27 protein-coding genes and 1 tRNA gene are annotated in these 26,366 nt (G+C 33.8%); 24 read left to right on the top strand and 4 right to left on the bottom strand.

What is annotated here, in order from left to right; genetic code table 11:
* Positions 1 to 83: 83 nt before the first annotated feature.
* The 8 genes from MQX03_RS17255 (at position 84) to MQX03_RS17220 (ending at position 5,983) form a co-directional block, all read left to right on the top strand.
* Positions 84 to 806, top strand: a complete 723-nt coding sequence (locus tag MQX03_RS17255) for a hypothetical protein (protein ID WP_242804508.1) — start codon at positions 84 to 86, stop codon at positions 804 to 806.
* 5 nt (positions 807 to 811) lie between these two features.
* Positions 812 to 1,108, top strand: a complete 297-nt coding sequence (locus tag MQX03_RS17250; RefSeq protein ID WP_242804507.1) for a DUF2695 domain-containing protein — start codon at positions 812 to 814, stop codon at positions 1,106 to 1,108.
* Positions 1,109 to 1,174: 66 nt separating this feature from the next.
* On the top strand, positions 1,175 to 2,044 hold the full coding sequence (locus MQX03_RS17245) for a hypothetical protein (protein ID WP_242804506.1): 870 nt from the start codon (positions 1,175 to 1,177) through the stop codon (positions 2,042 to 2,044).
* Between the two features lie 32 nt (positions 2,045 to 2,076).
* Positions 2,077 to 3,033 carry a DUF2157 domain-containing protein gene (locus tag MQX03_RS17240; protein ID WP_242804505.1) on the top strand — a complete coding sequence of 319 codons (957 nt, stop codon included), beginning with the start codon at positions 2,077 to 2,079 and terminating at the stop codon, positions 3,031 to 3,033.
* On the top strand, positions 3,023 to 4,096 hold the full coding sequence (locus MQX03_RS17235; protein WP_242804504.1) for a DUF4401 domain-containing protein: 1,074 nt from the start codon (positions 3,023 to 3,025) through the stop codon (positions 4,094 to 4,096). The genes MQX03_RS17240 and MQX03_RS17235 overlap by 11 nt, the downstream gene beginning before the upstream one ends.
* Complete coding sequence (locus MQX03_RS17230; protein WP_129534800.1) at positions 4,083 to 4,571, top strand: GDYXXLXY domain-containing protein; 489 nt, start codon at positions 4,083 to 4,085, stop codon at positions 4,569 to 4,571. Before MQX03_RS17235 ends, MQX03_RS17230 begins: the two co-directional genes overlap by 14 nt.
* 36 nt (positions 4,572 to 4,607) lie before the next feature.
* Positions 4,608 to 5,291: a hypothetical protein gene (locus MQX03_RS17225; protein ID WP_242804503.1), complete on the top strand. Its 684-nt coding sequence runs from the start codon at positions 4,608 to 4,610 to the stop codon at positions 5,289 to 5,291.
* A gap of 299 nt (positions 5,292 to 5,590) precedes the next feature.
* A complete protein-coding gene (locus MQX03_RS17220) occupies positions 5,591 to 5,983 on the top strand; it encodes a hypothetical protein (RefSeq protein ID WP_242804502.1) in 393 nt (130 codons plus the stop codon).
* 122 nt (positions 5,984 to 6,105) lie between these two features.
* On the opposite strand, the gene MQX03_RS17215 is transcribed toward MQX03_RS17220, so the two are convergent.
* Positions 6,106 to 9,147, bottom strand: coding sequence for a VIT domain-containing protein (locus MQX03_RS17215; protein WP_242804501.1), 3,042 nt, complete (start codon positions 9,145 to 9,147; stop codon positions 6,106 to 6,108).
* Positions 9,148 to 9,375: 228 nt separating this feature from the next.
* Here MQX03_RS17215 and MQX03_RS17210 point away from each other — a divergent pair, with 228 nt between their 5' ends.
* The 4 genes from MQX03_RS17210 to MQX03_RS17195 all read left to right on the top strand — a co-directional run bounded on the left by MQX03_RS17210 (position 9,376) and on the right by MQX03_RS17195 (position 13,931).
* Entirely contained in the window at positions 9,376 to 9,861 is a 486-nt protein-coding gene (locus MQX03_RS17210; RefSeq protein WP_242804500.1) for a hypothetical protein, read from the top strand.
* Between the two features lie 235 nt (positions 9,862 to 10,096).
* The gene (locus MQX03_RS17205; protein ID WP_242804499.1) at positions 10,097 to 11,230 is read left to right on the top strand and encodes a helix-turn-helix domain-containing protein; all 1,134 of its coding nucleotides are present in this window, start codon (positions 10,097 to 10,099) and stop codon (positions 11,228 to 11,230) included.
* A 139-nt stretch (positions 11,231 to 11,369) separates the two neighbouring features.
* Positions 11,370 to 12,425 (top strand): serine hydrolase domain-containing protein, encoded by a 1,056-nt coding sequence (locus MQX03_RS17200; RefSeq protein ID WP_242804497.1) that lies wholly within the window; start codon positions 11,370 to 11,372, stop codon positions 12,423 to 12,425.
* Positions 12,426 to 12,455: 30 nt separating this feature from the next.
* Entirely contained in the window at positions 12,456 to 13,931 is a 1,476-nt protein-coding gene (locus MQX03_RS17195) for a serine hydrolase domain-containing protein (RefSeq protein WP_242804496.1), read from the top strand.
* Positions 13,932 to 14,016: 85 nt separating this feature from the next.
* Here the strand turns inward: MQX03_RS17195 and MQX03_RS17190 are convergent.
* Both MQX03_RS17190 and mce read right to left on the bottom strand, forming a co-directional pair.
* A tRNA-Ile gene (locus MQX03_RS17190) sits at positions 14,017 to 14,090 on the bottom strand.
* A 62-nt stretch (positions 14,091 to 14,152) separates the two neighbouring features.
* Positions 14,153 to 14,551, bottom strand: coding sequence for a methylmalonyl-CoA epimerase (gene mce, locus MQX03_RS17185; RefSeq protein WP_242804494.1), 399 nt, complete (start codon positions 14,549 to 14,551; stop codon positions 14,153 to 14,155).
* Between the two features lie 174 nt (positions 14,552 to 14,725).
* Between mce and rbfA the strand changes: the two genes are divergently transcribed.
* The 7 genes from rbfA to MQX03_RS17150 all read left to right on the top strand — a co-directional run bounded on the left by rbfA (position 14,726) and on the right by MQX03_RS17150 (position 22,538).
* Positions 14,726 to 15,085, top strand: a complete 360-nt coding sequence (rbfA, locus tag MQX03_RS17180; RefSeq protein WP_129534819.1) for a 30S ribosome-binding factor RbfA — start codon at positions 14,726 to 14,728, stop codon at positions 15,083 to 15,085.
* A 6-nt stretch (positions 15,086 to 15,091) separates the two neighbouring features.
* Positions 15,092 to 16,297, top strand: coding sequence for an ABC transporter permease (locus MQX03_RS17175; protein ID WP_242804493.1), 1,206 nt, complete (start codon positions 15,092 to 15,094; stop codon positions 16,295 to 16,297).
* Between the two features lie 50 nt (positions 16,298 to 16,347).
* Positions 16,348 to 18,159 (top strand): endonuclease, encoded by a 1,812-nt coding sequence (locus MQX03_RS17170; protein WP_242804492.1) that lies wholly within the window; start codon positions 16,348 to 16,350, stop codon positions 18,157 to 18,159.
* A 62-nt stretch (positions 18,160 to 18,221) separates the two neighbouring features.
* Entirely contained in the window at positions 18,222 to 18,959 is a 738-nt protein-coding gene (locus tag MQX03_RS17165; protein ID WP_242804491.1) for a shikimate dehydrogenase family protein, read from the top strand.
* Between the two features lie 70 nt (positions 18,960 to 19,029).
* Positions 19,030 to 20,835, top strand: coding sequence for a DUF349 domain-containing protein (locus tag MQX03_RS17160; RefSeq protein ID WP_242804490.1), 1,806 nt, complete (start codon positions 19,030 to 19,032; stop codon positions 20,833 to 20,835).
* A gap of 59 nt (positions 20,836 to 20,894) precedes the next feature.
* Complete coding sequence (gene ribD, locus MQX03_RS17155) at positions 20,895 to 21,920, top strand: bifunctional diaminohydroxyphosphoribosylaminopyrimidine deaminase/5-amino-6-(5-phosphoribosylamino)uracil reductase RibD (RefSeq protein WP_242804489.1); 1,026 nt, start codon at positions 20,895 to 20,897, stop codon at positions 21,918 to 21,920.
* A gap of 12 nt (positions 21,921 to 21,932) precedes the next feature.
* Positions 21,933 to 22,538: an IMPACT family protein gene (locus tag MQX03_RS17150; RefSeq protein WP_242804488.1), complete on the top strand. Its 606-nt coding sequence runs from the start codon at positions 21,933 to 21,935 to the stop codon at positions 22,536 to 22,538.
* Positions 22,539 to 22,541: 3 nt separating this feature from the next.
* Here MQX03_RS17150 and MQX03_RS17145 read toward each other — a convergent pair whose 3' ends face one another.
* A complete protein-coding gene (locus MQX03_RS17145) occupies positions 22,542 to 23,231 on the bottom strand; it encodes a zinc metallopeptidase (RefSeq protein WP_129534826.1) in 690 nt (229 codons plus the stop codon).
* 107 nt (positions 23,232 to 23,338) lie between these two features.
* Between MQX03_RS17145 and MQX03_RS17140 the strand changes: the two genes are divergently transcribed.
* The 5 genes from MQX03_RS17140 to MQX03_RS17120 all read left to right on the top strand — a co-directional run bounded on the left by MQX03_RS17140 (position 23,339) and on the right by MQX03_RS17120 (position 26,297).
* The gene (locus MQX03_RS17140; RefSeq protein ID WP_129534827.1) at positions 23,339 to 24,463 is read left to right on the top strand and encodes a GTP cyclohydrolase; all 1,125 of its coding nucleotides are present in this window, start codon (positions 23,339 to 23,341) and stop codon (positions 24,461 to 24,463) included.
* Position 24,464: 1 nt separating this feature from the next.
* On the top strand, positions 24,465 to 24,641 hold the full coding sequence (locus MQX03_RS17135; RefSeq protein ID WP_242804487.1) for a hypothetical protein: 177 nt from the start codon (positions 24,465 to 24,467) through the stop codon (positions 24,639 to 24,641).
* A gap of 121 nt (positions 24,642 to 24,762) precedes the next feature.
* The gene (locus tag MQX03_RS17130) at positions 24,763 to 25,134 is read left to right on the top strand and encodes an NADH-quinone oxidoreductase subunit A (protein WP_047447213.1); all 372 of its coding nucleotides are present in this window, start codon (positions 24,763 to 24,765) and stop codon (positions 25,132 to 25,134) included.
* A gap of 102 nt (positions 25,135 to 25,236) precedes the next feature.
* On the top strand, positions 25,237 to 25,797 hold the full coding sequence (locus MQX03_RS17125; protein WP_047447216.1) for an NADH-quinone oxidoreductase subunit B: 561 nt from the start codon (positions 25,237 to 25,239) through the stop codon (positions 25,795 to 25,797).
* 5 nt (positions 25,798 to 25,802) lie between these two features.
* Positions 25,803 to 26,297, top strand: a complete 495-nt coding sequence (locus tag MQX03_RS17120) for an NADH-quinone oxidoreductase subunit C (protein ID WP_129534828.1) — start codon at positions 25,803 to 25,805, stop codon at positions 26,295 to 26,297.
* The last annotated feature ends 69 nt before the right edge of the window (positions 26,298 to 26,366 follow it).

The following is a 26,366-nucleotide window of genomic DNA, read 5'->3' as shown; positions in this document are numbered from 1 at the left end:
CAATCTCATTTTATACTATTTTGTTGTTTGGATAAGTTTGTATCTTTTAAGTCAGATAAGAGGATGAAATTCATTTTAAGTTTATGAAAATAAAATCATTTCTATTTTTAATTTCACTTTCATTTATCTTAACAGCTTGTGAATCTGCCTACCTTGTTACTTCAAAAAGCATCAGACACGGCGGAGCAAATAAAAACATTAATCTCTATGCTTTTGTAGGGAAGAAAATATCTGTTACAGAATTTGATCCTAATGAAAATCAAGAAGATTTTCCTACGGGAGAATATGAAATTGATGAAGAAACAGGAGACACTCTTAAAGTATTAAAGAGAAGTTATGTAATGGACAGAGCTTTTAAATGCAAATACAAAGTGGTAAAAAAAATGTTCAATTATCTTGAAACCGATACGGTAGAATTTGTTGCCTATGATCATTATGGAACTCCGGGATTTGCAGAAAGAGATACTGTTATTCTATATTTATCTAAAAGTAAAGATGGAGGTCACTATTTTCATCAAAAATATCAGTATGATAATGTTTACAAAGACAAAAAAGGAAATTATTTTAGCTATCCTAAATTCAATGGAAATGATGATTCTCAATTTGGAATTCAAAATATTAAAGGCTTTAACATAAACTTCATAAACGAGAGATTTGACATTTCACATTTAAGTAAAGATGGTGTAAAAATACATTATCCATCACAGTTTTATAAAGTTGAAAATAACTTTGCTATCCCAATAAAAGGTATTTATTTGTATGAACAAACCAACTACAGATTAAAAACAACTTTTAAAGATCTTTAATTAAAATGCCTGACAAAAACGAAAAAGAAAGACGTAAACAAATCCAAAAAGAATTACAAGAAAAAGCGCAAATTGAATTTGAAAAAAGCCTTCCCATTTCGCATAAAATCTTTCAAAGTCTATTTGATTTTCTGGATGAAAAACTTGAAGAGAATGATTGTGATGACAGTTTAAAAATGTCAAAGCAGTTTTTAGAAACGAATCATATTACGAATATCGAAGAAGTTGAAAACTGGCTAAAACAAAACGGTGGTTTTTGCGATTGTGAAGTTCTTTATAATGTGGAAGAAAAGTTTGAATAGTAGAAATTAAAGTCTGACTAAACCTGACAATTTGTATATTTAATAAACTATAAAATAAATCTAACCATGATGAAAAGAAAAACTCTGTATATCCTTCTTTTGCTGTCTTTCAATCTATCTTTTTCGCAAAGATTATTAACTTCTTGGAGTCAGCAAAATATTGAGAATTACACTAAAGAAATGTACGATGAAGCACAAAAACTTTCATCATCTCAGCTTCTTGAAAAAAATTTGCATGATGAATATTGGAGCGAAGTTTTTTTGACTTTAAATGCATCTGTGAATCACCACCTCAGTAACACAGAATATCAAAAATCTATAGCTCTTCAACTCACCAATAATTCAGAAACAAAACTTAAAGGAACAAGCCGGTTAATTATCTGGGATAGAATTTCAAACGGCGACATTATTTTTGAAGGAAAAGGATTGGAATTTCAAAACGACCTGTTTACCGTCGCTGGAAGAGCAAATCAGATTTTGCAGAGTCTTACTAAAAAGAACTTTGGATTCGTCACCATTGATTCCAGCAAAAAAGAACTTGAGGAACTCAAAAGTAAATGGCAGGATTATTTAAATAACAAACCAGTTGAAGAATTTAAACCGATAAAGCTTGAGAATTCTAAAATTCCTGAAATAAGCAGTTTACCGGCTGTGAAGGCATTAATCATTTCACTACAACCTAATGCTCAAAAAGATCAGATTACAAGAAGCTGCCTGAAAAGAATCTATAAATTAGATGAAATGCCAAAAGAAAAAGGAAATCCTGCTATATACTGCAATCCAGACACTTATACATTTTCTTATCTGGCAATGCTTTTTGGTGATAAAAATTTTGATGAATCAAAAAATGCGGAATGGTGGATGAAGTTTTGGAAAGAGAATCAAAACAAACTTTCATGGAATTCAGCAAAAGGTCATTACGAGGTTAAAAAATAGTTTGGGAAAGGGAAAGATCTAAAAACAATCGAATGAAAAACATAACAAGAGAAGACATCCACATCCTCAGCCGTCACAGCGACATGACGGAGCAGGAACTCAATCGGCTTCTGAAAAATCATGAATATAATGATAAGGAAATGTGGAAAAAATTTCTGCGGCTTTTCTTTATTACCCTCGGAATTGGTTTTGCCACCGCCGGAATTATATTCTTTTTTGCCTATAACTGGGCAGACCTGAACAAATTTTTCAAACTCGGCATTGTGGAAGTACTTTTGGTCACAACTACCATTGTTGCATTAATTCCGAAAATCAATGAAAATATCCGGAATATTATTCTCACAGGGGCTTCGGTTCTGGTAGGAGTTTTGTTTGCGGTCTTCGGACAGATTTACCAAACCGGAGCCAACGCCTACGATTTCTTTTTAGCATGGACTCTTTTCGTCGCTTTATGGGTTTTCATCAGTAATTTTGCGCCATTGTGGATGCTTTTTCTTGTTTTGGTTAACACAACTTTTATTCTCTACACACAACAGGTCGCTAAAGATTGGGATGAAATTCTAATTGCCACTTTGCTTTTGGCTTTCAATTCAGCAATTTTAACTAGCAGTTGCATCATTCAAAAACCTAAGCAAAAACTAAAAATTCCTCTATGGTTTACACACATTTTAGCATTGGCAATCGCTGTTTGCGCTACGATAGGAATGACAATCGTTATTTTTGATGATTTTAAAACTTTTTCCGCTTTGTTTTTATGTATCGTTTTAATCCTTTATCCTCTCGGAATCTGGCATGGATTGAAATCCAAGAGTGGTTTTTATCTGTCGGTTATTCCGTTCAGCATGATCATTATGATTACCTCTTTGTTATTTAAATTTTCTGATGACGGAAGCATGTTTTTCTTTGCTACTTTTTTCGTCATCGGAAGCGTAACAATGGTGGTCATTAATCTTATTCATCTTCAAAAAAAATGGAAAAATGAAAACTAAAGAAGAAATACAGGAGCTCATCAGTTTTATTAATGGCCAACAGGAACGAGCAATACAATTTAACGAAGAAGAAATTGCTTCAGCTTACGAAAAGACAAATAGCGACCAATCTTTGGCTGTAAAAATTCTTTCTATTTTTGGAGGACTATTGGCAAGTTGTTTTTTTATCGGCTTCCTTTTTATTGCAGGTTTGTATGATTCTCAGATCGGCTTATTGATTGTTGGAGTTTTGCTTATTATTTCCGGAGTTTTCATCAATAAAAGTATTGACAGTACCATTGTTGACACCGTAAGTATTTCGGCCTATATCATTGGGTATATACTTTTAGGAATGGGTTTATCTCATAATGAATTAGACGAAAACGCAATTAGTTTGGCTTTCATTCTTGTTGCAGCATGCACATTATCACTTGTTCAGGCTTACATTATTTCGTTTGTTTCGGTTTTGATTATCAGCGGAGCATTTTTAACGCTTTTAATTTCGAATGACTATGGTGATCTTATTCATGTCTATCTTTCCGTGATGGCATTTTTGGTCAGTTTTGTCTATTTAAAAGAAGCTCAACTGATAAAGAACAATAAGACAGTTTCAAAACTTTATAATCCGGTACGAATAGCATTGGTATTTTCTTTTTTGGCGGGATTAATTATTATAGGAAAAATGGACATCGCAGAACTTTCTCCGGAGTACATCTGGATGTCTTCTGTCAGCATTATTGCAGCGATTCTCTATGTAATTTCTCATCTTTTTGATTTACTAAGCATTAAAAAAAGTAAAGAAAAATGGGCGATTTATTTACTTTCAATCTTTATTTTGCTGCCAACCCTTTTTTCTCCGGCAATTTCAGGAGCTCTACTGATTATACTTTTAAGTTTTCTGGTCAATTACAAAACGAGTCTGATCATCGGAATTGTTGCTTTCATTTATTTTGTATCTCAATATTATTACGATCTTCATTACACTTTGCTTACAAAATCGATCGTTATGTTTTGTTCGGGAATTTTATTTTTAGGACTGTACTTTTTAACTCACAAAAAACTTAAATCAGATGAAAAAATATAAATGGTTGATTATTATTCTGAACCTTTTGATTCTTTTGGTGTATTTTAATTTTTCTGTTTCAAAAAAAGAAGAGCTTTTAAAAGATGGGAAATTAATTTTACTATCATTAGCTCCCGTTGATCCGCGTTCTTTGATGCAGGGTGATTACATGAGTCTGAGATACAGCATATCGCAAGATTTAAATTCTGAAATGCTTCCCAAACGAGGATATTGCGTGGTAACATTAGATAAAAATGGTATTGCACAGAGGCAGCGGTTTCAGAAAAATAAAACTCCTTTAAAGGATGGTGAATATTTGATTAATTACACCTCGTCCGATAATTGGAACATCAACATTGGTGCAGAATCTTTCTTTTTTCAGGAAGGGCAAGGCGAAAAATACGAGAAAGCAAAATACGGAGCCGTGAAAGTTGACAAGGAAGGAAACAGTTTATTGACCGGGCTTTACGGTGAAAATTTAAAACAGATTAAATAAAATGTAAGTCAAAAATTTCGACTGACATCATACAAAATGCTAAAATTCTTCTTTACTTTTCTTTTATGTAGTTGTACAAATCATTTACAAGCTCAAGTTCCTGATCTCGAAAAAGCCAAACGGAAATATTTTCAGGCCAATGTAATAAGCTATAAAGAAACTGCATCATATTCAAATCCTGAAACATATGCAATGTCTGTTACCAATGCTTTGTATACCATTTACAAACCTCAAAATAAAGATTTCGAATTCTATAGCAAGAACGAAAGTTCAGAAGAGTTTTATAAAAATGGTTTGTATTATCACGTCAATCACACTGAAAAAACCATCTATGAATACGAAAATAAAGACAATCAAAACGCTGCTATTTCTTCTTCCAGATTGAGACAATTCGGGCCTACAACTTTACTCAAAAAGAAATGGACTTTTATCGATGAGACGCAAATCGACGGAAAAATTAACACCCATTATTCAAACGTTGAGAGCATTAATGATGATGATGGAAAACAAGTAAGGGTTGAGCTTCATATTTACATTTCGGGAAATTTCAACCTGACCAAATTTGAAAGAAAAAGTTTCGTAGAGGGAAAATCCGGAGAAACTATGACGTACTTATTTAGCAATTATATTTTCTATGACAAAACAACTAATCTCAAGGTGCTTCTTCCGAAAAATTATTCTTTAAAATATTTTGAAAGACAAGATGCTTTGCAACCTTAAACGAAAAATATGAAAGCCTCGTCATTTTAAGCCATCAATATTTTTGGTTCAGATTCAACAGCGAATGTCAAGAGATATTTCATTAATAAATAAGTGAAATCCCTTGTAATTGCCGATTGAAAAAAAATTGAAAGACAATTCGACATTAACGTTTATCCCATACTTTATCTAATCAACGGAAACAGTTTGATCACCGAAACGCTAGATGGTTCTTCCGAATTTCACCAGTTTTAAAAAGTTTAAAGAAGAAATAAAAAAATATTCAAATTTTCACTAAATTGGGACTCAATTATCAAATTATGAAATCATATTTAAACCTTTTGTTCATCTTCTGTTTCGCCATCTTTTCAGCTCAAATTAAAGAACCAGATTCTTCAAGTCAAAAAGAAAAGGTTAAAACAGATACTATTTTGAATGTTAATAATGAAAAATCTCGATCATATAATTCAGATTCTACTTTACTATCAGAAAAGAAAGAAGAAAATCTTACAGATGATAAGAAAATAAAAAGTCCGGATCATAAAAAAGCTCCAGAAACAAAATCTGACACTGAAAAATCTATTGCAGACCAAAATATAAATATCGTTCAGGAAATAAATGCAGTATTAAATTATAAAGTGAACCGGGTTTGGAGAAAGGATTTGTACTGCTTGGTATGCATAAAAAATTCTAATCCGGGAAGGGCTGCGTAAGTCAATTGACAAGAAACAGAATCTCATGATTTCCTGCGGTGATAAAAAACCTCAAGTTTAATACAATTATCAAAACATAACACTCCCATTTCTGAGAGTGTTATATCTAAATTTATTTCAGTTTAAAACTCAAATTCTCCAATCAAAACCCCTTCTTTATCGCCTCGATCTGTTTCGGTTTTATTCTGGAAAACCACAATTTTTCTTTCTTGTTTGCCGGTAGCATAATTGATGAAAATTTCTGCCATAATCGCCGTGGGACCGGAAACGCTCACTTGATTTTCACCAAAGAAATTAGTTTCAATTTTATACTTTCCTTTCACTGCTTTTTTTAGTAAAAACTGTTCAGGACCGAAGCCGCTGGTAAAATCATTACTTAATCTTCCTCCGATTTTTGTTTTGCTATTAGAGTACATGCAGCGTTCGCCATTAGGATCTGTCACCCAAAGATCAATATCTGTATTATCTTTGTTCCAATTGATAACAACGCGGATATTAACCGGTAAATCTGCCACAATTTTGGGATTAATTTTCGTGAAATCCAGTTGATTTTTATGATTTGAAATTAACTGATTCATTTCCATTAAAACAACCTCCTCAATACCATCATCTCTGTTTGCTAACTCCTGAGTATAAGATTGAGTGAGCACTTTGTATAAATTATCTAGAGCCGACTGATACTGTTTATTGTCTTCTAATGCCAATGCATAATCACGGTAACTTTGCGGGTCGAAAGGTCGCCATTCTAAAACCTTTTGGGTAATCCAAAGTTGCTTATCAAATACTTCTGCCTGCTTTAGTTTGTAAGCGAGCAATTTGTACAACTCTTCATTTTCAATATCAAGATCTGCAATAGAACTCAAAACTCTTAAGCCTAATTTTTTATCATTATTTTTAAACATCAATTGGGCAATATCAAAATAATATTGTGGTGTTTCCTGATAGTCTTTTCTATATTTTAAATAGGTTTGATAAATATCTGCAGGCTTTTTTAGAGATTCAAAAAACTTCATATATTTTGCATCAGATTTTACATCGACCGCAATAATCCGTCCGCTGTTTACCACTTCCTCAATTTGTACTTCCTTGGAAATTGATTGTACACCCCGCACCGAAACCTGAACACCCGCAACCCGCCCTTGAAGCGCTTGAACTGTAGGTATACTTTTTTCTGCACTTGCCAAACCTCTTGCTACTACTACTTGGGAAGCCTGAACTTCTCTCGTTGCCATTGATGATGCTGGTGGAGCATTTTCAACTTTTGGTGCCCTTACTGGCTCAGGAACTACATTTTGAACAATTTCAATCATTTCATCTGCAGCACCATCTAAATCTGAGTCACTTCTACCATGTTGTATTGGCGCTTCATCAGGTTTTGGATAAGATTTTTGCTGAGCACTAAAGTCCGTATTCCACCATACTTTAAGATTTTCTGCCATTTCTTCGGCATCAGACATCAAATCCTGCACTCGTTCCTCACGCTCTTCCCTATTATTTTTTACAATTTTGTTGTATTCTGACTGCAATTCAGCCGGTGGAGAAATTTTGTATCGTACATAATCATTGACATCTTCCAAAACCATCAGACTCATATTGTTGCTTACCAACCCAAACTGTCTGCTGATATTTTTGATTTCGTCTTTGTTTTTTTGCTCAAAAATTTCCAGTTCGTTCAGTTTTTTTTGTGCCCAAAACTTTGAGATTTCCCAATCTTTTACTGATTGCTTTTCTGTATTTAAATGTATTGTTTTGGTTTCTGTTACTTCATTTCCATATCCGAACAGAGCTTTTACAGTGGACTGGTTTCCTTTTAAAATACCCGTCAACACAAAATCCTGAGCAATGCTTTGTGATAAAGCAGGATAAACTTCTGACAAAGAATCGTTACTCTCAACACCTAAGAACTTCAATGACTGATACAATATTTTACGAATCTCTTTTTCAGGATCGTTTTCATTTAAATTTAAAAATTCTCCTCCGGTTTTTGTACTGATGAATTTCAACTGATTAAAATTCACTTTATTTGATGCGGCAATCGTATAGACAGGTATTGTCCAAGGTAGATTCAGATTTCCGAAAGATGACATTCCGTCTGTGAAAAATAAGATTTCATCTTCTTTTATCGGTTTCAATTGACTAAAATCTGTTCCGCCGTCGTAAGTAATTTGGGATAAATAAGTTTTTAATTCAGTCCAATTTCCTTCATTAATTTTAAAACTTTTCCCTTCCTCAAAAGTATTGTTAATGAAATAGATGTTGACCGAAACATTTTTATTGATTTTAAAATATTCATCCAACAAAGCAAATTCTTTCATGTGATTTCTCTTAGAACCACTCAAAGAATTATCCCAAACGATAGCCGTTTTTGTAAATAATTTTTTAGATCTTTCATTAGAATTGATGGCAATGTTTGCTAAAAAATATGATGAATGATCAGATGCTTTCTGAATCAAAACATTTTCATCTTCATTATTCTTCGGAAAATTAATTTTCAGATTTTGAGTCGGTCTATAATTGGTTTTATGCGTTTCGGCAATCCAGACATTTCCATTTTTTACAAACTGAAAACTTCCGTCAGGTTTTTCTTCTAATTTTGGAGTCATTTGAGTCTGAAAAACTATTGTTTTCAATGTAAACTCAGGAATAGGATGATCAAAATTCAGCGGCAAAAAGAATTGATAGTGGTCAGCCAATTTTTTTAATTCATAATTGTAAGAAATCTGAACCGTTCTCTCGCCACCATTGGCGTTGATAGGATAAATTCTTGTTCTGAAATTATTACCTTCCACTTTTTCTAATATTCCGGGGTCGACATTTCTTTTTTGAATGGTTTCAAAAACCTCTTTTGCTTTTTCTTTTTCTACGGGAACCGCATTTCGCAATTTCCCATTGATATCAATTGCATAGCCGCTAACATTTACGCCTTCCGGAAGTGGAAAAGTCAATCTACCTTCAATCAATCGGTTAGAATTATTTCTAAAAACCATCGTTACGGTATTGGTTGAAATACTACCCGTAATTTTGGTTTCAATATTGAGTTTCTGAAGAACAACCTGATTATTCTTCCCGAAACCACCTTTTCCATCCGGCGTTTCTATCACCGGAATCTGAGCCCAGCAAACCATTGGAAACCATACTAAAAGTAAAAGCCATAAATTTTTCATATCAACTGCGTTTGAAGTTTAACAAATGTAATTATATATATTGATGCAATGATTAGGAGAAAGGTTGGAAATGATGAAAACTCTTTTATCATAAATTATTCAAAAGCTTTAATTTAAAAAAAATATTTAAAACTTTCGAAAGTCTGAGTTAACATAAATCATCAAGCAATACCTTTCTGATATAGCCTTTTTTAAGTATTTTTACCTCACAATAGATAAATGATTATAATGAGAAAAATCGTATTTGCAGGAATAGTAGCTTTAGGAGGATTTGCAACAGCAAACGCACAATGTAAAACCGTATCTACCCTTACAGAAAATTTTGATGCATGGAAAGACATCAACAAATGCTGGACTGCTCAACAAGGAAAAGCAATGCTTTACGCAAGTGATAAAAAAATTGTATTTTATTCGATGACCAATCCCGGAGAAAACATGTATCTGGTGACTCCAAAAATTAAAGCCGGAAAATATACATTGACTCTTGATATTTCAGACAATGGTGGAGAAACTGCATTAGAATTATTCTCTATCAACAACGTTGCTGATGCAAAATCATATGTTTCAATAGCTAAATCTTCAAAAATTGAGGGCGGAAAAAAAGCGTATGATATTTCTTTAAAAAAAGATTCAAACTTGGGACTGAAAGTTTTGCTGAATGGTATACATCAAGCAGTTTATGTAGATAATTTTTCTTTAAAGCCTGGTAAATAAAACTTTTTAAAATCAAGATTAAATTTAAACGGTTCGATATAATCTCCAAAGTCTTTAGATTTTGGAGATTTTTTTTTAAACAAATGAAAGCAAGTTTTAAAATTCTTATGCAGTTTAACTATTTATAAGTTGTGATTTATATTTTCAATCTTTTCTGAATTTTGAAATTGGTAGAAAATTGTATTTCATCTATATTTACAAAAACAAAATCTACAACCTCAACAAAACAGCGTAAATGGATAATTTATTATGCATTGTAACAATCATCTCGCTGTTCATTTCGTTTTTCCTGGCATTTTTTCTATTGACTGTTAAGGCTGAGCACAAAATCAGTAATCAACTTTTTGCCTTTTTCCTCATTATCACTTCGATTGATATTAGCGAACCTTTAATCAGCCAAATAACTGACGGTCCATCGAATCTTGGAATGTTTCGAACTTTGTTGGCTTTTTTACAGATTCCTGCTTTTTATCTGTATGTTTTGTCGGTTTGTTATTCCGATTTTAAGTGGAAACCAAAATATCTTGTTCATTTACTTCCGTTTTTGATTGCGAATCTTGCTTTGGTGCCTCGTTTTTATTCGGTGGATTTGGCTTCGAAGCTTGATTTTATTGTCAACCGTCAGAATATGGTGGAGTTGCAATTCACTCATTGGCTATTTCATCTTCAGGTTGTGGTATATTTTACGGCTGTTTTTCTGCTGTTGAGAAAGGCGAAGAAACTTTATCTGGAAAATAATTCGGGAGAAAGTCTTAGTTCTTACCATTGGCTATTTCAGTTCACAAGTGTTTTGACGGTTTTTTATCTGGTTGTCATTCTTAAAAATATTTTCAAATTTTCCGATTATCCATACGTTTCCGATTGGATCAAAATCGGGATTTTGGTGTCGCAACTTTTTATCATTTGCTGGTATCTGTACAAAGCGCTGAATAATCCCCGACTTTTCAGAAATATTGATTCGAAATTGAAACTCGTTTCCGACTTGATTTTGGAGGAGAAAAAGATCGAGCCAGAAACGTTGAATGAGGATCTCCTAAAACTGAAAAAATATATGATTGATGAAAAGCCATTTTTGAATCCGGCTTTGACGATTCAGGACATTTCTAAAGAAATGAATGTTCCGGTTCGGGAATTATCTGTTTTGATTAATCATCAGCTGGGACAACATTTTTATGATTTTGTGAATACTTACCGGATCGAAAATGCAATGGAAATTCTGAAAGATCCATCAAAATCTAAGGTTACGATTCTTGAAATTCTTTATGAAGTAGGTTTTAATTCGAAATCTTCTTTCAATACGGCCTTTAAAAAACACACGGGAAACACACCAACCGAATATCGCAAATCACTGCAAGACAAATCGTTGTAATTACTCGTACTTCTCGATTTAATCATTCCTACCAATTCTTTTCACGAAATCTGGACGAATACCTTTACTCGGTCGCACAGGATTTCGCACTTCCACATCTTTGTATCGAAATATTGATTAACTCATAAATAACGATACAATGAAAACAATTAAAATCTTCGCAACGCTGTTATTCATCAGCCAAGTTTCTTTCGGACAAGACTTTTCCAAAAAGATTGATTCTATCATCCAAGATAATTACACTAAAAATCCGGACGTTGGAATCAGTGTTGGATTCATCCATAACAATAAAGAATTCTACACTTCTTACGGAAAACTGAGTAAGGAAAGCAAGATGGATATTGATAAAAATTCCATCTTCGAAATTGCTTCTATTACCAAAATCTTAACCGGAAATATGATTGCACAAGCTTCTCTTGAAAATAAATTAAAACTTGATGATTATATCGATAGTTATCTGCCAAAACAATATATTTTACAGAAGAATCTACAGAATAAAATCAGAATTTCAGATTTGGCTTCACATCAATCTGGTTTGCCTGATTACGATTTTGTGAAATTATTGGAAAACAATCCACAACAGCCAATGGATAGCGTTACAGAACAATCATTAGCCAAAATAATTAATGATTGCAAAGACTTGATTGATTATGGAAAATTCCGATATTCTAATACCAGCTTTACTTTACAGGGACAGATTTTGGAAAAAATATATGGCAAAACTTATGATGAAATCATCCGAGAAAAAATATTGATTCCTACAAAAATGAACCGCACATTGACGAAAAATTTCGATGTGAAAAATAAAACAACAGGCTATAATCCAAAAGGTGGCATTCAGGAATTTTTCAACTGGAATGTAACTGCACCAGCTGGACTAATAAAATCCAACGCCTCTGATATGGTGAAATATCTGAAAACCCTTTTAGACAAAGGCAATACAATATCCAACGCAGGATTGATAAGCGAAAAAATTTACTTCAAAGATGAGAAACGGGAATTGGGATTGGGATTCAACATCAATACAACTGACGGAGACACCATTTATCTAAAAACCGGAGATTCGTTGGGACAATCCTCCATCATCTGCTACAACAGAGCTAAAAATTGGGGAATCATCATTCTTTTAACCAAACAAGACTTCAAAATGAGACAGAATCTGCTGAACGTCATCTATAGAAATATCTTGAAATAAATTTTTATCAAAACCTTAAATAACGATACAATGAAAACAATTTCTTACATCAGTCTTTTTCTATTATTCTTTACAAGCTTTCAGGTTTTTGCTCAGAAAAAAGACTACAGCTTTCTTACCGACAGTTTAAAAATCGATGAACAATTAGAAAAATACAAACTTCCGGGATTCAGCGTAGTTGTTTTTGAAAATTATAAGATTGTTTATTCCAAACAATTCGGTGTAAAATCAGCAAATTCGCCTGAAAAGATTGATGAGAACACTGCTTTTTCCACAGCATCTATCTCAAAACCAATTACGGCACTTCTTTGTTTTATCCTGGAAGAAAAAGGCTTAATTAATCTCAATGAGCCGATTGACAAATCTCTAAAAAGATGGCATTTGCCAAAAAGTAAGTTTACGGAAAACCAAGCTCCGACCTGGAGACAATTTCTGAATCATACTGCAGGAACGTCTCAAGACGGTTTTGAGGACCATTATGAAGGTGAAAAAATCCCAACATTAGAAGAAAGTTTAATGGGTAAAATCCCGAGATATGATAAAGAAATCGAATTCCTTTTTGAGCCGGGAACCAATTGGCAATACAGTGGTGGCGGTTACACAATTATCCAAATGGCTCTGGAAGATAAATTCAATACAACGATTGCTGAATTAGCAAAAGAATATATTTTTGCTCCACTTGGTTTAAAACACACAACCATGATTCAGCCGAATGAAAAAGGATTTCTGACGAATATTGCTATGGTTCACGATAAAGACGGAAAAGTAATTAAAACCGGTTTACCCGTTACTCCACAAGTTGGTCCGTCAGGATTATGGTCAACTCCGACAGAACTAGCCAAAATTGCTATTGAGATTCAAAATGCTTTACGCAATAAAAATAACAAAGTGGTTTCCCACGATGTAGCAAAAAAAATGACCGAAGTTTCTGCTCTCAAAAATGCTGTTGGCGGATGGAGTTATGGTTGGCAAAAATCCTTCGCTTACAACAATTATGATTGGTTTGCCTGTAACGGCTCAAACACCGGAGTTGGCGGAAACGTTATGGGAACTATGAAAGACGGAAACGGATTTGCCTTTCTTGCCAATGGCGAAAAACCGAATCGTTTTCCAGTGATGGGACAAACACAAAGAACAATTCTGAAATTGATGAATTGGAAAGGAAATTTCCATAACGAAGAAACGCAGGAAATACCTTCAATCTTAAAAGAAAAGCTCATCGGAACTTACGACGATTTCCTTTACGGACAAAAAATGGAAACCAAAATAGTAGAAAAAAATAATCGCCTATATGTGGAATCTGCGATTCTTGAACACTTTAAAGGAAAAAATGAAAATGAATTGGTGTATTTAAAAAATGGATCATTCAAAATTATCGATTATCCAAGTCTACTGAAATTTGAATTTAGTGATGGGAAGGTAAGTTCTGTGAAATTATCTAGAGACAGCATGACTAATACAATTAAAATCATTAATAAAGGAAATAAATCTCATGAAAAATATTGAAAATCAATACATTGTAAAATAAAATCATACTTATCTAAATTAAAATAAAAAAGCACTTACGACAATGTAAGTGCTTTTTTTAATGTGGTCCCACCTGGGCTCGAACCAGGGACCACCTGATTATGAGTCAGGTGCTCTAACCAACTGAGCTATAGGACCTCAAAATTTGGTTAAATTTTGTGTTTGCAAAAATAGTAAAATTTCTTTCACTACAAAATTTTTTATGGTTTTTCTTGGCAAAGTTCTACCAAGACTCCGTTCGTAGATTTTGGATGAAGGAAGACAACTAATTTGTTATCAGCACCTTCTTTAGGTTCTTCGGAGATAAATTGAAAACCTTCTTTTTTTAATCTTTCCACTTCTTCAATGATGTTTTCTACTCCAAATGCCAAATGATGAATCCCCTCGCCTTTTTTTTCGATGAATTTAGAAATCGGACTTTCAGGATTGGTAGCTTCAAGCAACTCTATTTTACTTTCACCGATTTGATAAAAAGAGGTGGTCACTCCTTCCCTTTCCACCGTTTCATTTTTATATGATTTTTTTCCTAAAAGCTTTTCAAAAAGCTCGTCAGAAAAACCTAAAGTTTTTACCGCAATACCGATATGTTCTAATTTCATAAATTTTATATTGTTTTAAAGTCTACTGAAATCATCATATCATCAGTTTTCACTTACAGAAAATTGAGCTGAAGATGATTTCAAGACCGTTTTCGCTTAATTAATCGAAAATTTGATGGTTTCGTTTATTTTCAAATAAGCAATTCAAACAAAAATAGTAAATTTGCAGAACTTATGGAAAGTAACAGACAAAGAAAAGTAGCACAAATTATACAGGAAGATTTCGCAGAATTGTTCCGCAAACAGTCAGCAGAAAGCAAACAAAGTTTTTTAGTTTCGGTTTCTGATGTCAAAATTTCTCCGGATTTGGGGGTTGCAAAAATTTATTTAAGCATTTTCCCGCAGGAATTCAGAGCTTCAATCATGAAAGAAATTGAGACTAACAAAGCACAGTACAGAAATTTCCTTGGTCAGAAAATGGCTAAGCAGGTTCGTGTAATTCCTCAGCTCAGCTTTTATCTGGATACCGCTCTTGATGATGTAGAAAAAATAGAAAAAGAACTGAGAGGCGAAGGCGACAATCCTGTATTGTAAACCATCTTGAAAAACATTGCATTTTACATAGCTTCACGCTACCTTTTATCTAAAAAAGGAAGTACGGCAGTCACATTTATTACGTGGCTGGCGGTGGGTGCTATGACGGTTGCCGTTGCAGCAATGTTTGTCATTATCTCTGTATTTTCAGGCTTAGAGGTATTTAATCAGAATTTGATTTCAAATCTTCATGCCGATTTAACGATTAAAAGTACATCGGGGAAAACCATAAAAGATTTTGATAAGATTAAAGGTATTTTAAAAAAGAATACAGAAATTCTGAATTTCTCCCGTGTGATTGAGGAAAAAGTTTATCTCAATTATAACGGAAAAGGTGACATTGGGTATTTACGAGGTGTAGATTCTTCTTATATTAAAGTAAACCCGATTGACACTACCATTTTTTTTGGTAAATATCCCAGCTTTCAATATTCCAATGAAGTTATTATGGAACACGGTCTCGAAATGCGACTTTCGATTCCTGTTGATACTTTGAATAATTTCGCTACGGTTTTTATGCCAAAATCCGGAACCGGAATTATCAATAAAGAAGAAGATATTTACAACAAAAAGAATATTCTGGTTACCGGTATTTTTCCGGGAAATGATCAATTAAACAATTATATCATTGCACCGATTGAGCTATCTGAAGAACTTCTTGATCTTCCAAAAAACTCGGCTTACCAAATTGTAATTAAACTTAAAAATCCTGACAAAATTAATCAGGTAAAAAAGGATTTACTTTCATCAATCGGCAAAGGAGTCGAAATTAAAACTAAACAGGAAGAGAACGCTGCTTTCTGGAAGATGATAAATACAGAAAAACTTTTCATTTATTTAATATTCGCTTTGGTCATTTTTATTACAACATTCAATCTGGCCGGAGCAATTATTATCTTACAACTCGACAAAAAGCAACAGGCAAAATCATTAATTTCTTTAGGATTTCCTTTAAGTCATTTAAGGAAAACATATTTCTACACGGGAATTTTAATTGTTGTCTTAGGTGTTATTTCAGGCTTACTTTTGGGAACAGCACTATGTTTTTTTCAATTGAAAACTGAGTTTTTCAAAGCTGTTGAAACCTTACCTTTCCCTGTGAAAATTGTGACAGAAAATTATTTAATAGTTGCTGCAACCGCTTCAATATTCGGAATTTCTATTTCTTGGTTTTTCTCAAAAATAAGTAAAGATTACATTACTAAAAATTAACATATTACGGTTAATATTTTTCGTAGATTTGCCTTCCAATTTAAAAAAAAATGAAGCGAATTCTATTTTCTTTTGTATTAAGTATTCTTTTTGTCAATACTTTTGCACAAATTCCGACTGGATATTATGACAATGCTATTGGTACGGGAGCAGCCCTGAAAACCCAACTGAGTTTAATCATTACAAATGGACATCAGGATAAAGGCTATGGTGGATTATGGACAGGCTACGCCACTACCGATCGTGATAATATTTCAGGAATTCCCGGGCTTGAAAATGACAATACTATTTTAGACATTTATTCTGAAAACCCGAACGGAACAGATCCTTATACTTTCACCTACGGATCACCAGATCAATGCGGTAATTATAATATTGAAGGTGACTGCTACAACAGAGAACATATCGTACCACAAAGTTTATTCAATGAAAATTCTCCAATGGTTTCTGATATTCACTTCATCAGAGCCACAGACGGTAAAGTAAATGGTATAAGATCGAGTTATCCATTCGGAAAAGTTAACAATACTCCTTCTATAACATCACAAAACGGATCTAAACTGGGAAATTCAGTATCACCCGGATACGCAGGAACTGTATTCGAGCCTATCGATGCATTCAAAGGTGATGTAGCAAGAATGATTTTTTATTTTGTAACAAGATACGAAACTCAGCTTTCCGGGTTCTCTTCCGGAAATATGTTGGGAGGTTCCGCCTATCCTGGCTTACAGACTTGGGAACTTAATCAACTTTTAGCATGGCATGCCATGGATCCTGTATCTCCTACAGAAATTGCAAGAAACAACGCATCATACATTTTTCAGGGTAACAGAAACCCTTACATCGACAACCCATCATACGTAACTGCTGTCTGGGGAACTCCTGTTATTGACACACAAGCTCCGACCGCTCCAACTAATTTAGTTGCAAATAATCCGACATCAAACACTGTTGCATTGAGCTGGACAGCTTCAACAGACAATATAGGAGTTTCCGGATATGATATTTATGCAAATTCTGTATATAAAGCTACAGTATCAGGAACAACAGCAACTGTTCAGGGGCTGACTCCTTTAACCGCTTACAATTTCTATGTAATTGCTAAAGATGCAGCAGGAAACCCATCTCCTCAAAGCAATATTGCAAATGAAACTACATTAGCAGGACAACCTGGAGGCAGCAGCTGTGGAACAGAAGACTTTACAAACATTCCGACCTCTACAAATCCTGCTTATGCTACCAGAACTTGGACTAACAACGGCATCACATGGACATCAACTGATTCTAGAGTAGATGAAGTAATTAATGGTAAGGCTATAACACTTAGAGATAGCGAACTCACAAGCACTACTCTTTCTGGTGGAATTCAAAACTTGCAAATAAAAACACAATTAAAATACGGAAGTACTGCTGGTACACTCAATGTTTTAATAAATGGCAACCTTGTAGGGACAATTCCTTATACAGCAGATAAAAGCATGACAATTGCCACAATTAATAATATCAATATCTCAGGAAATGTTGTGATTAAAATAGTTAACCCGCCTAGCAGTAATAATGGCAATAGAGTTGCGTTAGACGATCTTACCTGGACATGTTTTAGCGCACTATCAACTTCTGAAACAACAAAAGAAAAATCTTTCAGCATCTACCCTAACCCGGTAAAAAACAATGAGCTTTTTGTAAAAGGTGAAAACTTAAACAAAATTGTAAAAGCTGAAATTTATGATTTATCAGGAAAAGTAATCAAGTCGATTGAAAATCCTTTTAAAAATTCAAACAAAATCAATCTTCACGGAATTACCAAAGGAGTTTATATCCTGAAAACAGACAACAGTACTTCAAAATTCATCGTAGATTAATTAAACTAAATATTATTCAACTAAAAGACCGATTTTTTCGGTCTTTTTTTTATTTTTGAATTATGGATTCCAATAAAAAACTAGGTCTCATCGGGAGAAACATTTCGTATTCTTTTTCTAAGAATTTTTTTGAAGAAAAATTTCAAAAGCAGATGCTCACTCATTTTTCATATCAGATTTTTGACCTTCAGGAAATTGATGAGGTCGAAAATTTATTTAAAGATTCTGAGCTTTTAGGCTTCAACGTCACAATTCCTTACAAAGAAAAAATTATTGATTATCTGGATGATTTAAGTGATGAAGCCCGAGAAATTGGTGCCGTGAACTGTGTTTTGATTCATGACGGTAAAAAAACAGGTTACAATACCGATGCATTTGGTTTTGAAAAAACATTAAAAATTCACAGAAAAGCACATCAAAATTCGGCTTTGATTTTAGGAAATGGCGGCGCTGCAAAAGCAATTCAATATGTTTTAACTAAAAATGGAATTTCATCAAAAATAGTTTCGAGAAATTCAGATTTAAATTTTGAAAATTTAGATAAAAAAACCGTAGAAAATCATAAAATCATCGTCCAATGTACACCTGTCGGAACATTCCCAAATACAGATGACTGTTTGGATTTTCCTTTTGACGGACTTTCAAAAGATCACTTGGTGATTGACTTAATTTACAATCCGAATTACTCAAAATTCATCATTAAATCTGCTGAAAATGAAGCAAAAACGGTGAACGGATATTACATGCTTGAGCAACAAGCAGAAAAAGCCTGGGAAATTTGGAATAATAAAAAAAAATAACATAAATTAGTACTTTATTAGGCTTTTACTACATATAGAGAAATAACGCCACTCACATAAAAGATTTGCTATGACTACAGAAAACAACCTTTCTGAAAACGAAGAAAATAAAATTTCTACCGAGGAAACTCAACAGGAAACATCTGAAATTACAGTTTCTTCTGAAGAAACGCCCCACGAAGAAGAAGCTGAACATACAGAAGAACATGTAGATGCAGATATTTCTCTGGCTGATGCCTTGAAAGAAATGGAAAAAATCATCAATTCTACAACTGCAGGAGAAAATTTCAGACAGTTTAATGCATTGAAAGAAATAGCAAATCACGCCATTCACGATGAGATTGAAGACAAAAAGCACGAACATGCAGACGCCGGAAATGCACCTGAAAACTTCAGTTATGAGCACCCTGCACAGTCTAAACTTTCTGCACTGATTCATATTTACAAAGAAAAGCACGATGCTTTTCAAAAAGGTCAGGAAGAAGAACAGAAAAAAAATCTTGATCACCGTCAAAGCTTAATTGACAGATTGAAAAATTTGTACACCAATTCTGAGCCTGGAGTCAATCTTTTCAAATCGATTCGTGAGATTAAAGAAGAGTGGTCAAAAGCCGGACAGGTTGCAAAATCTGAATTTAAAATTCTCAACAATAATTATTTCCATCATTTGAATCAGTTTTATCAGATGTTGGATCTTAATAAAGAATTTCTTGAACAGGAATACAGCCACAATCTTGAAAAAAGACAACACATTATTGCCCGTGCAAAAGAGTTGGAAAATGAGCCGGTTGTACAAAAAGCCTTAAACGAATTACAGTATCTTCACAAGCTTTGGAAAGAAGAAGCAGAGCCGGTAGCTGAAGAATTCCGTGAGAAAACCTGGGACGAGTTTAAAGAAATTTCAAACAAAATTCACGAAAGAAAATCTGAACTTTCTGCAGCGATTGAAACTGAGCAAAATGCCAATTTCGAGAAGAAAAACGAAATCATTGCTGAGATCAAAAAATTATCTGAGCCGAAAGACACTCCAAACCATAATTATTGGCAGAACTCTATCAAAAGAGTGGAAGAGCTTCGTTCAGAATTTCTAAAAACAGGAAGTGTTCCTAGAAAATTATCCAACAACAATTGGAATGATTTTAAATCTACTTTGAGAAGTTTTAATACTACAAAAAACAATTACTATAAGTCATTAAAAGGCTCTCAACAGGATAATCTAGATGAAAAACTGAAATTGATTCAGACTGCAAAAGACAATATGCTTTCTGAAGATTGGGATATTGCGGTTGCTCTTTTCAAAAAACTTCAGGAAGACTGGAAAAAAATCGGTCACGTACCAAAAAGTATGACCAATAAAATCTGGGACGAATTTCGTGAGGCTTGTAACACATTTTTTAATAATTACAGAGAAAAAAGCAGTGCTTCTACTGACAACTGGAAAGAAAATTATAAGCAGAAAAAAGAAATTCTTGAAGAGCTTAAAACCATTTCTGACGAAGAAGGAAGCATCGAGAAAATTGAAAATATTAAAACTGCGTGGAACAACATCGGAAAAGTTCCTAGAGATAAAATCGGCATCAACTCTGAATTTAATAAGACTTTAAGAGAAAAATTAAAGCTGAATAAAATCAATGAATTGGAGCTGAAAGAAGAAGGTTTATCTGAAAACCAATTGACAGACAAAGCGAGAAAAATTAAGAGCCAGATTTCTGATCTTGAAGCTGAAATCGTAAAACTGGAAAATAATTTATCGTTCTTCAAAAAACCATCGAGAGAAAACCCGATGCTTACAGAAACATATAATACGATTGACAATAAAAAAGGTCACCTAGAAACTTTGAAGCAGAATCTGCACAATATCATTTCTGGAGATTAAAATATTTAATACAATTTACACAGGCGAAGCAAAGAAATTTGTCTTCGCTTTTTCATATCATGCAAGACGAATTTTATATAAAAAGATGCATCGAGCTAGCTAAAAAAGCTACGGGAGACACCTATCCAAATCCTTTGGTAGGGAGCGTGATTGTTCACAACGGAAAGATTATTGGTGAGGGTTACCATCATAAAGCAGGAGAAAACCATGCGGAAATCAACGCCATCAATTCTGTTGATGACAAAAGCCTAATCCCAGAATCTACCATCTATGTTTCACTGGAGCCTTGTGCTCACTTTGGAAAAACACCGCCATGTGCTTTAAAAATCGTGGAATTAGGATTTAAAAAAGTCGTTATCGGCGCAATGGATTCTCATGATAAAGTGAACGGAAAAGGGAAAAAAATTATTCAGGATGCAGGGATCGAAGTGCTATCCGGAGTTTTGGAAAAAGAATGTATTGATTTAAATAAAAGATTCTTCGCCTATCATGAGAAAAAGCGTCCTTTTATCGTTCTAAAATGGGCACAATCAGGAAACGGATTTATAGATAAAGATTTTAAACCCACACAGATCAGCAATTCTTTAACGAAACAATATGTGCATGAATTAAGAAATAACGAACATGCCATTTTGATTGGAACAATGACTGCTTTGCGCGATAATCCGAGCCTTACCACAAGAGAGATGACGGGAAGAAATCCTATAAGAATCTTGATTGATATTGATTTAAAAGTTCCGAGTGATTATCACATTTATAACAATGAAGCGGAAACTTTGGTATTTAATTCTATAAAAAATTCCGATGAAGGAAATATTAGATTTATCAAAACAGAGAGAGAAGGATTCATTGAAAAGTTGATTAAAAAATTATATGAATTACAGATTCAATCAGTAATTGTTGAAGGTGGAAATTTAGTTTTACAACAATTTATAGATGCTAATTTGTGGGATGAAACCATTGTTATTAAAAATGAAAATCTCCAAATTGAAAACGGAACTAAAGCACCAAGATTTCAGCATGAACCTTTTGAAATTAAACAATTCAGAGATAATCTTATGGAATTTCATGAAAATTCAAATTAGAATTTTAAGGAAATGATACACGAATATAAAACCATTGATAAACCTATTGAAAACATACTTCTCAAAGAAAAGGGAAGCAAATTTATAGGTTTTGCTTTTCCGGTAAATAATGAAACTGAACTTAAAAATGCTTTAGAAAAAGTAAAATCAGAACATCCAAAAGCGACTCATCATTGTTATGCTTTCCGAATGGGTTTGAATGGAGAAAATTATCGCGCAAATGATGATGGAGAACCCTCTGGAAGTGCAGGCCTACCCATTTACAATCAACTTTTAGCAAATGAAATCACCAATATTTTGGTCATCAGCGTGCGTTATTATGGTGGTACAAAACTGGGAGTTTCAGGCTTGGTAAAAGCGTATAAAGAATCTGCTAAAATCACTTTAGAAGAAGCTAAAATCATCACTAAAGAATTAGAAATCGAGATTGAAATTCAGTTTAACTTCAATCAGCAAAATGTAATTTTCACTTTACTTTCAAAGTTTGACGCAAAAGTTTTGAATTTTGATGCTGATGAAAACTGTATTCTTACCGCTACTTTAAAAACAGCGCAAAAAGAAAACATCTCAGAAAAACTTTCTGAGATGCAACATATTTCTTTTGATTTTAAAGACTAAATTTTAATCTCTTCTGCCGCCCATTAGTAAAGAAGCGAAATACAGAAGCTGCGCCAATGATCCAAGAGCTGCTACCAAGTAGGTTCTTGCCGCCCAGGTCAGACTGTCTTTCACTCCAACAAATTCTTCAGCAGTTACTGTCCCTGTATCTTTCAGCCATTTCATCGCTCTGTTACTTGCATCATATTCCACCGGAAGTGTTACGAATGCAAAAAGTGTTGTCAATGCAAACATAATGACTCCAATCAGAAGTACTATTTTGTTTCCGCTCATCGCCATTACAACGATACCTCCCATCAAAACAAATTGCATTAAATTAGAACTGATACTTACTACCGGAACTAATTTGGATCTCAACTGCAACATCGAATAACCAACTGCGTGTTGTACTGCATGACCACATTCATGAGCCGCAACCGCCGCTGCCGCTGCATTTCTCTGCATATAAACACCTTCTGAAAGATTCACTGTTTTGTCTGCTGGATTATAATGATCTGTGAGTTGCCCCGGAACCGATATTACCTGAACATCGTTGATTCCGTTATCTCTCAACATTTTTTCTGCCACTTCTTTTCCTGAAAGTCCATTTCTAAGATGTACGTTTGAGTAATACTCGAATTTAGATTTCAATCTTGAGGAAACCAGCCAGCTTAGGAGCATTGAGATTCCTATAATAAGATAATAACCTGTCATTTTTTCTGATATTTAAAATATAATAATTCTATTATGAGATGTAATAATTGTGCCAAAGTATTAACAATTATTAATTATATTTGTGGTAGAAATTACCCCAAAATACTATGTCAGAAGTTTCAATTCTTGAAGTAAAAACACCTAACGAATTAAAACAATTTGTAAAATTCCCGATGGATTTGTACAAAAACAACCCATATTATGTTCCTTCTTTTGTGAAAGACGAGTTGAACGTGTGGAATTCTCAGGAAAATCCTGCCTTGCAGTATTCTGAAGCAAAGCAGTTTTTGGCATGGAAAGACAAGAAAATAGTTGGAAGAATTGCCGTAATCATCAATCATAAAGAAGAAAAAGAACTTGGTATCAGAAAAGTTCGTTTCGGATGGATTGATTTTATTGATGATAAAGAAGTTTCAAAAGCATTGATAGATACCGTGATCAACTATGCCAAGTCGCATCAGATCGACAATATTGAAGGGCCGATGGGTTTCACAAATCTTGACAAAGCAGGAATGCTGACGTTCGGGTTTGAAAAAATTGCCACGATGATCGGAATTTACAATCATGAATATTACCCTCAGCATATCGAAAATCTTGGACTTGTAAAAGAAAAAGAATGGGTAGAATTTGAGATGAATTTCCCTAAAATTCTCCCTCCGAAAGTAGAGAAATTCAGCAAACTGATTGCTGAAAAATATAAATTAAGAGTTCTAGATTTCCAAAGCAAAGAAGAAATTTTACCGTACGTAAAACCTATGTTTAAGTTGCTTGATGAAACCTACAAACATCTTTCAACCTACACTCCTATTTCCGAAGAACAAATTAAGACTTACAAAGAAAAGTTCTTCCCGATGATTGCTAAAAACTATGTGATTTGTGTTGTTGATGAACATGATGAACTGGTTTCTTTTGCAGTGACGATGCCTTCGTATTCTAAAGCATTACAGAAAGCTAAAGGAAAACTTCTACCATTTGGCTGGTGGCATTTTATGCAAGCTCAAAAGAAAAACGACAGAGCCAATTTTTATCTGATCGGAATTCATCCGGAGTATCAAAGGCGTGGTGTGACGGCAATTATTTTTAAAGAAATCTTTGTTCGTTTCAATAACATGGGGATCGATTTCGCCGAAACCAACCCAGAACTAGAAGAAAACAAAAGCGTGCAGGTACTTTGGCAAGATTACAACCCAGTTAATCATAAAAGAAGAAGAACCTATTCTTTAAAATTCTGATATGAAAATACATCTCATCGTTTTCGCAATTTTAATTGCCGGTTTCGTCTCTTACAATCTCTTTTTACAGTCTGAAGATGACCGCACAAATACCATCATCAACATTTTATATGCGAGTGTGCTTTTTGGTTACATTTCATTTATGGCGTTCTCTCTCCTCAAAAAACTGAAGAAGTAACTGCTATTTTTATTGATTCTAAATTATCGGTTTTTCCTATTTTCATCAGACTTTTAAGTTGATTAATTTCATGCTTTATTGTTTATTGCCTAAATTTGCAACTTGAGATAATAATGTAAAAATGAATTTACCTGAAAGTTATATTCCAATACTCATACAAGCCGGTGTAGCCATTGGTTTTGTTGCCATTTCTTTATTAGGCGCTCATTTTTTGGGTCCACAGCAGAAAAAAGGGAATTCTGTAAAGAACTCAAGCTGGGAATGTGGTATTCCTGTTGAAGGGAATGCAAGAACTCCATTCTCCATTAAATATTTCTTAACGGCAGTACTTTTCGTATTGTTTGATATCGAAATCGTATTCTTTTATCCGTATGCTGTCAACTTCAGAGAGTTTGGAGTTGAAGGTTTTTTTGCAGTACTAATGTTCGTAGCCATTTTCTTCCTTGCATTTTTCTATGTTTGGAAACGTGGTGCGCTAGACTGGGATAAATAAATTCATCATCATTTTAAATAAGAGATTTAGATAAACACAATCGAACTAAGGTTAACATTAACCGTAATTTGGAATCTAAATTAGAATATTAAAATCAACAAAATGTCAGATCAAAAACCAATTATAAGAACAGATGCACCAGCTCCCGAAGGATTTGAAGGAGAAGGTTTTTTTGCAACAAAACTGAGTAGTGTAATCGGTATGGCTAGAAAGTTTTCACTTTGGCCTCTACCTTTTGCAACTTCTTGTTGTGGTATCGAATTTATGGCGACGCTAAACCCTACATATGATGCTTCAAGATTTGGTATGGAAAGAAACTCTTTCTCACCAAGACAGGCAGATATGCTGATGGTTTGCGGAACTATCTCTAAAAAATTAGGACCTGTTTTAAAAGAAGTTTACACTCAAATGGCTGAGCCAAAATGGGTTGTAGCTGTTGGAGCATGTGCGTCAAGTGGTGGCATTTTTGACAGTTATTCTGTTTTACAGGGAATTGATAAAATTATTCCGGTAGACGTTTATGTTCCAGGATGCCCGCCAAGACCGGAGCAGATTATTGAAGGCGTAATGCAGGTTCAGGCTTTGGCAGAAAGCGAAAGCATCAGAAGAAGAGATACGCCGGAATATCAGCATTTACTAGACTCTTATAACATTAGCAACTAAGAGAAATGACGAACGAATTTGTATTAGAAGCAATTACGAGAGAATTTCCGGAAACTGTAATTTCAAGTTCAGAACCTTACGGAATGCTGACAATTGAAATTAAAAAGGAAGACATTAAAAAAGTCATTCATTATTTGAAAGACTCTTCATTGGAAATCAATTTCCTTACAGACGTTTGTGGAATCCATTACCCAGAATTTCCTGAAAAAGAAATTGGTGTAGTGTATCATTTACAAAACATGATGACCAACTTCAGATTGCGTTTGAAGATTTTCATGTCAAGAGAAAACATTGAGGTAGATTCTTTGACTGAATTATATGCTGGAGCTAACTGGATGGAAAGAGAAACTTTTGATTTCTACGGAATTAAATTTAAAGGACATCCGGATTTAAGACCAATTTTAAATATGGAAGATCTTGGATACCACCCTATGTTGAAGGAATATCGCCTTGAAGACGGTACAAGAACCGACAAGGATGATGCAATGTTCGGAAGATAAAAAAATATAAATGATTAATGATGATTGATGTATGATCAATTATCTCCTATCAATTATCAATTATATATT

The organism is Chryseobacterium aahli (assembly GCF_022699665.1).
GTDB classification, from domain to species: Bacteria; Bacteroidota; Bacteroidia; order Flavobacteriales; family Weeksellaceae; genus Chryseobacterium; species Chryseobacterium aahli.
Note: the sequence above shows the minus strand (reverse complement) of the source record. Positions and strands in the feature narration are given on the sequence as shown.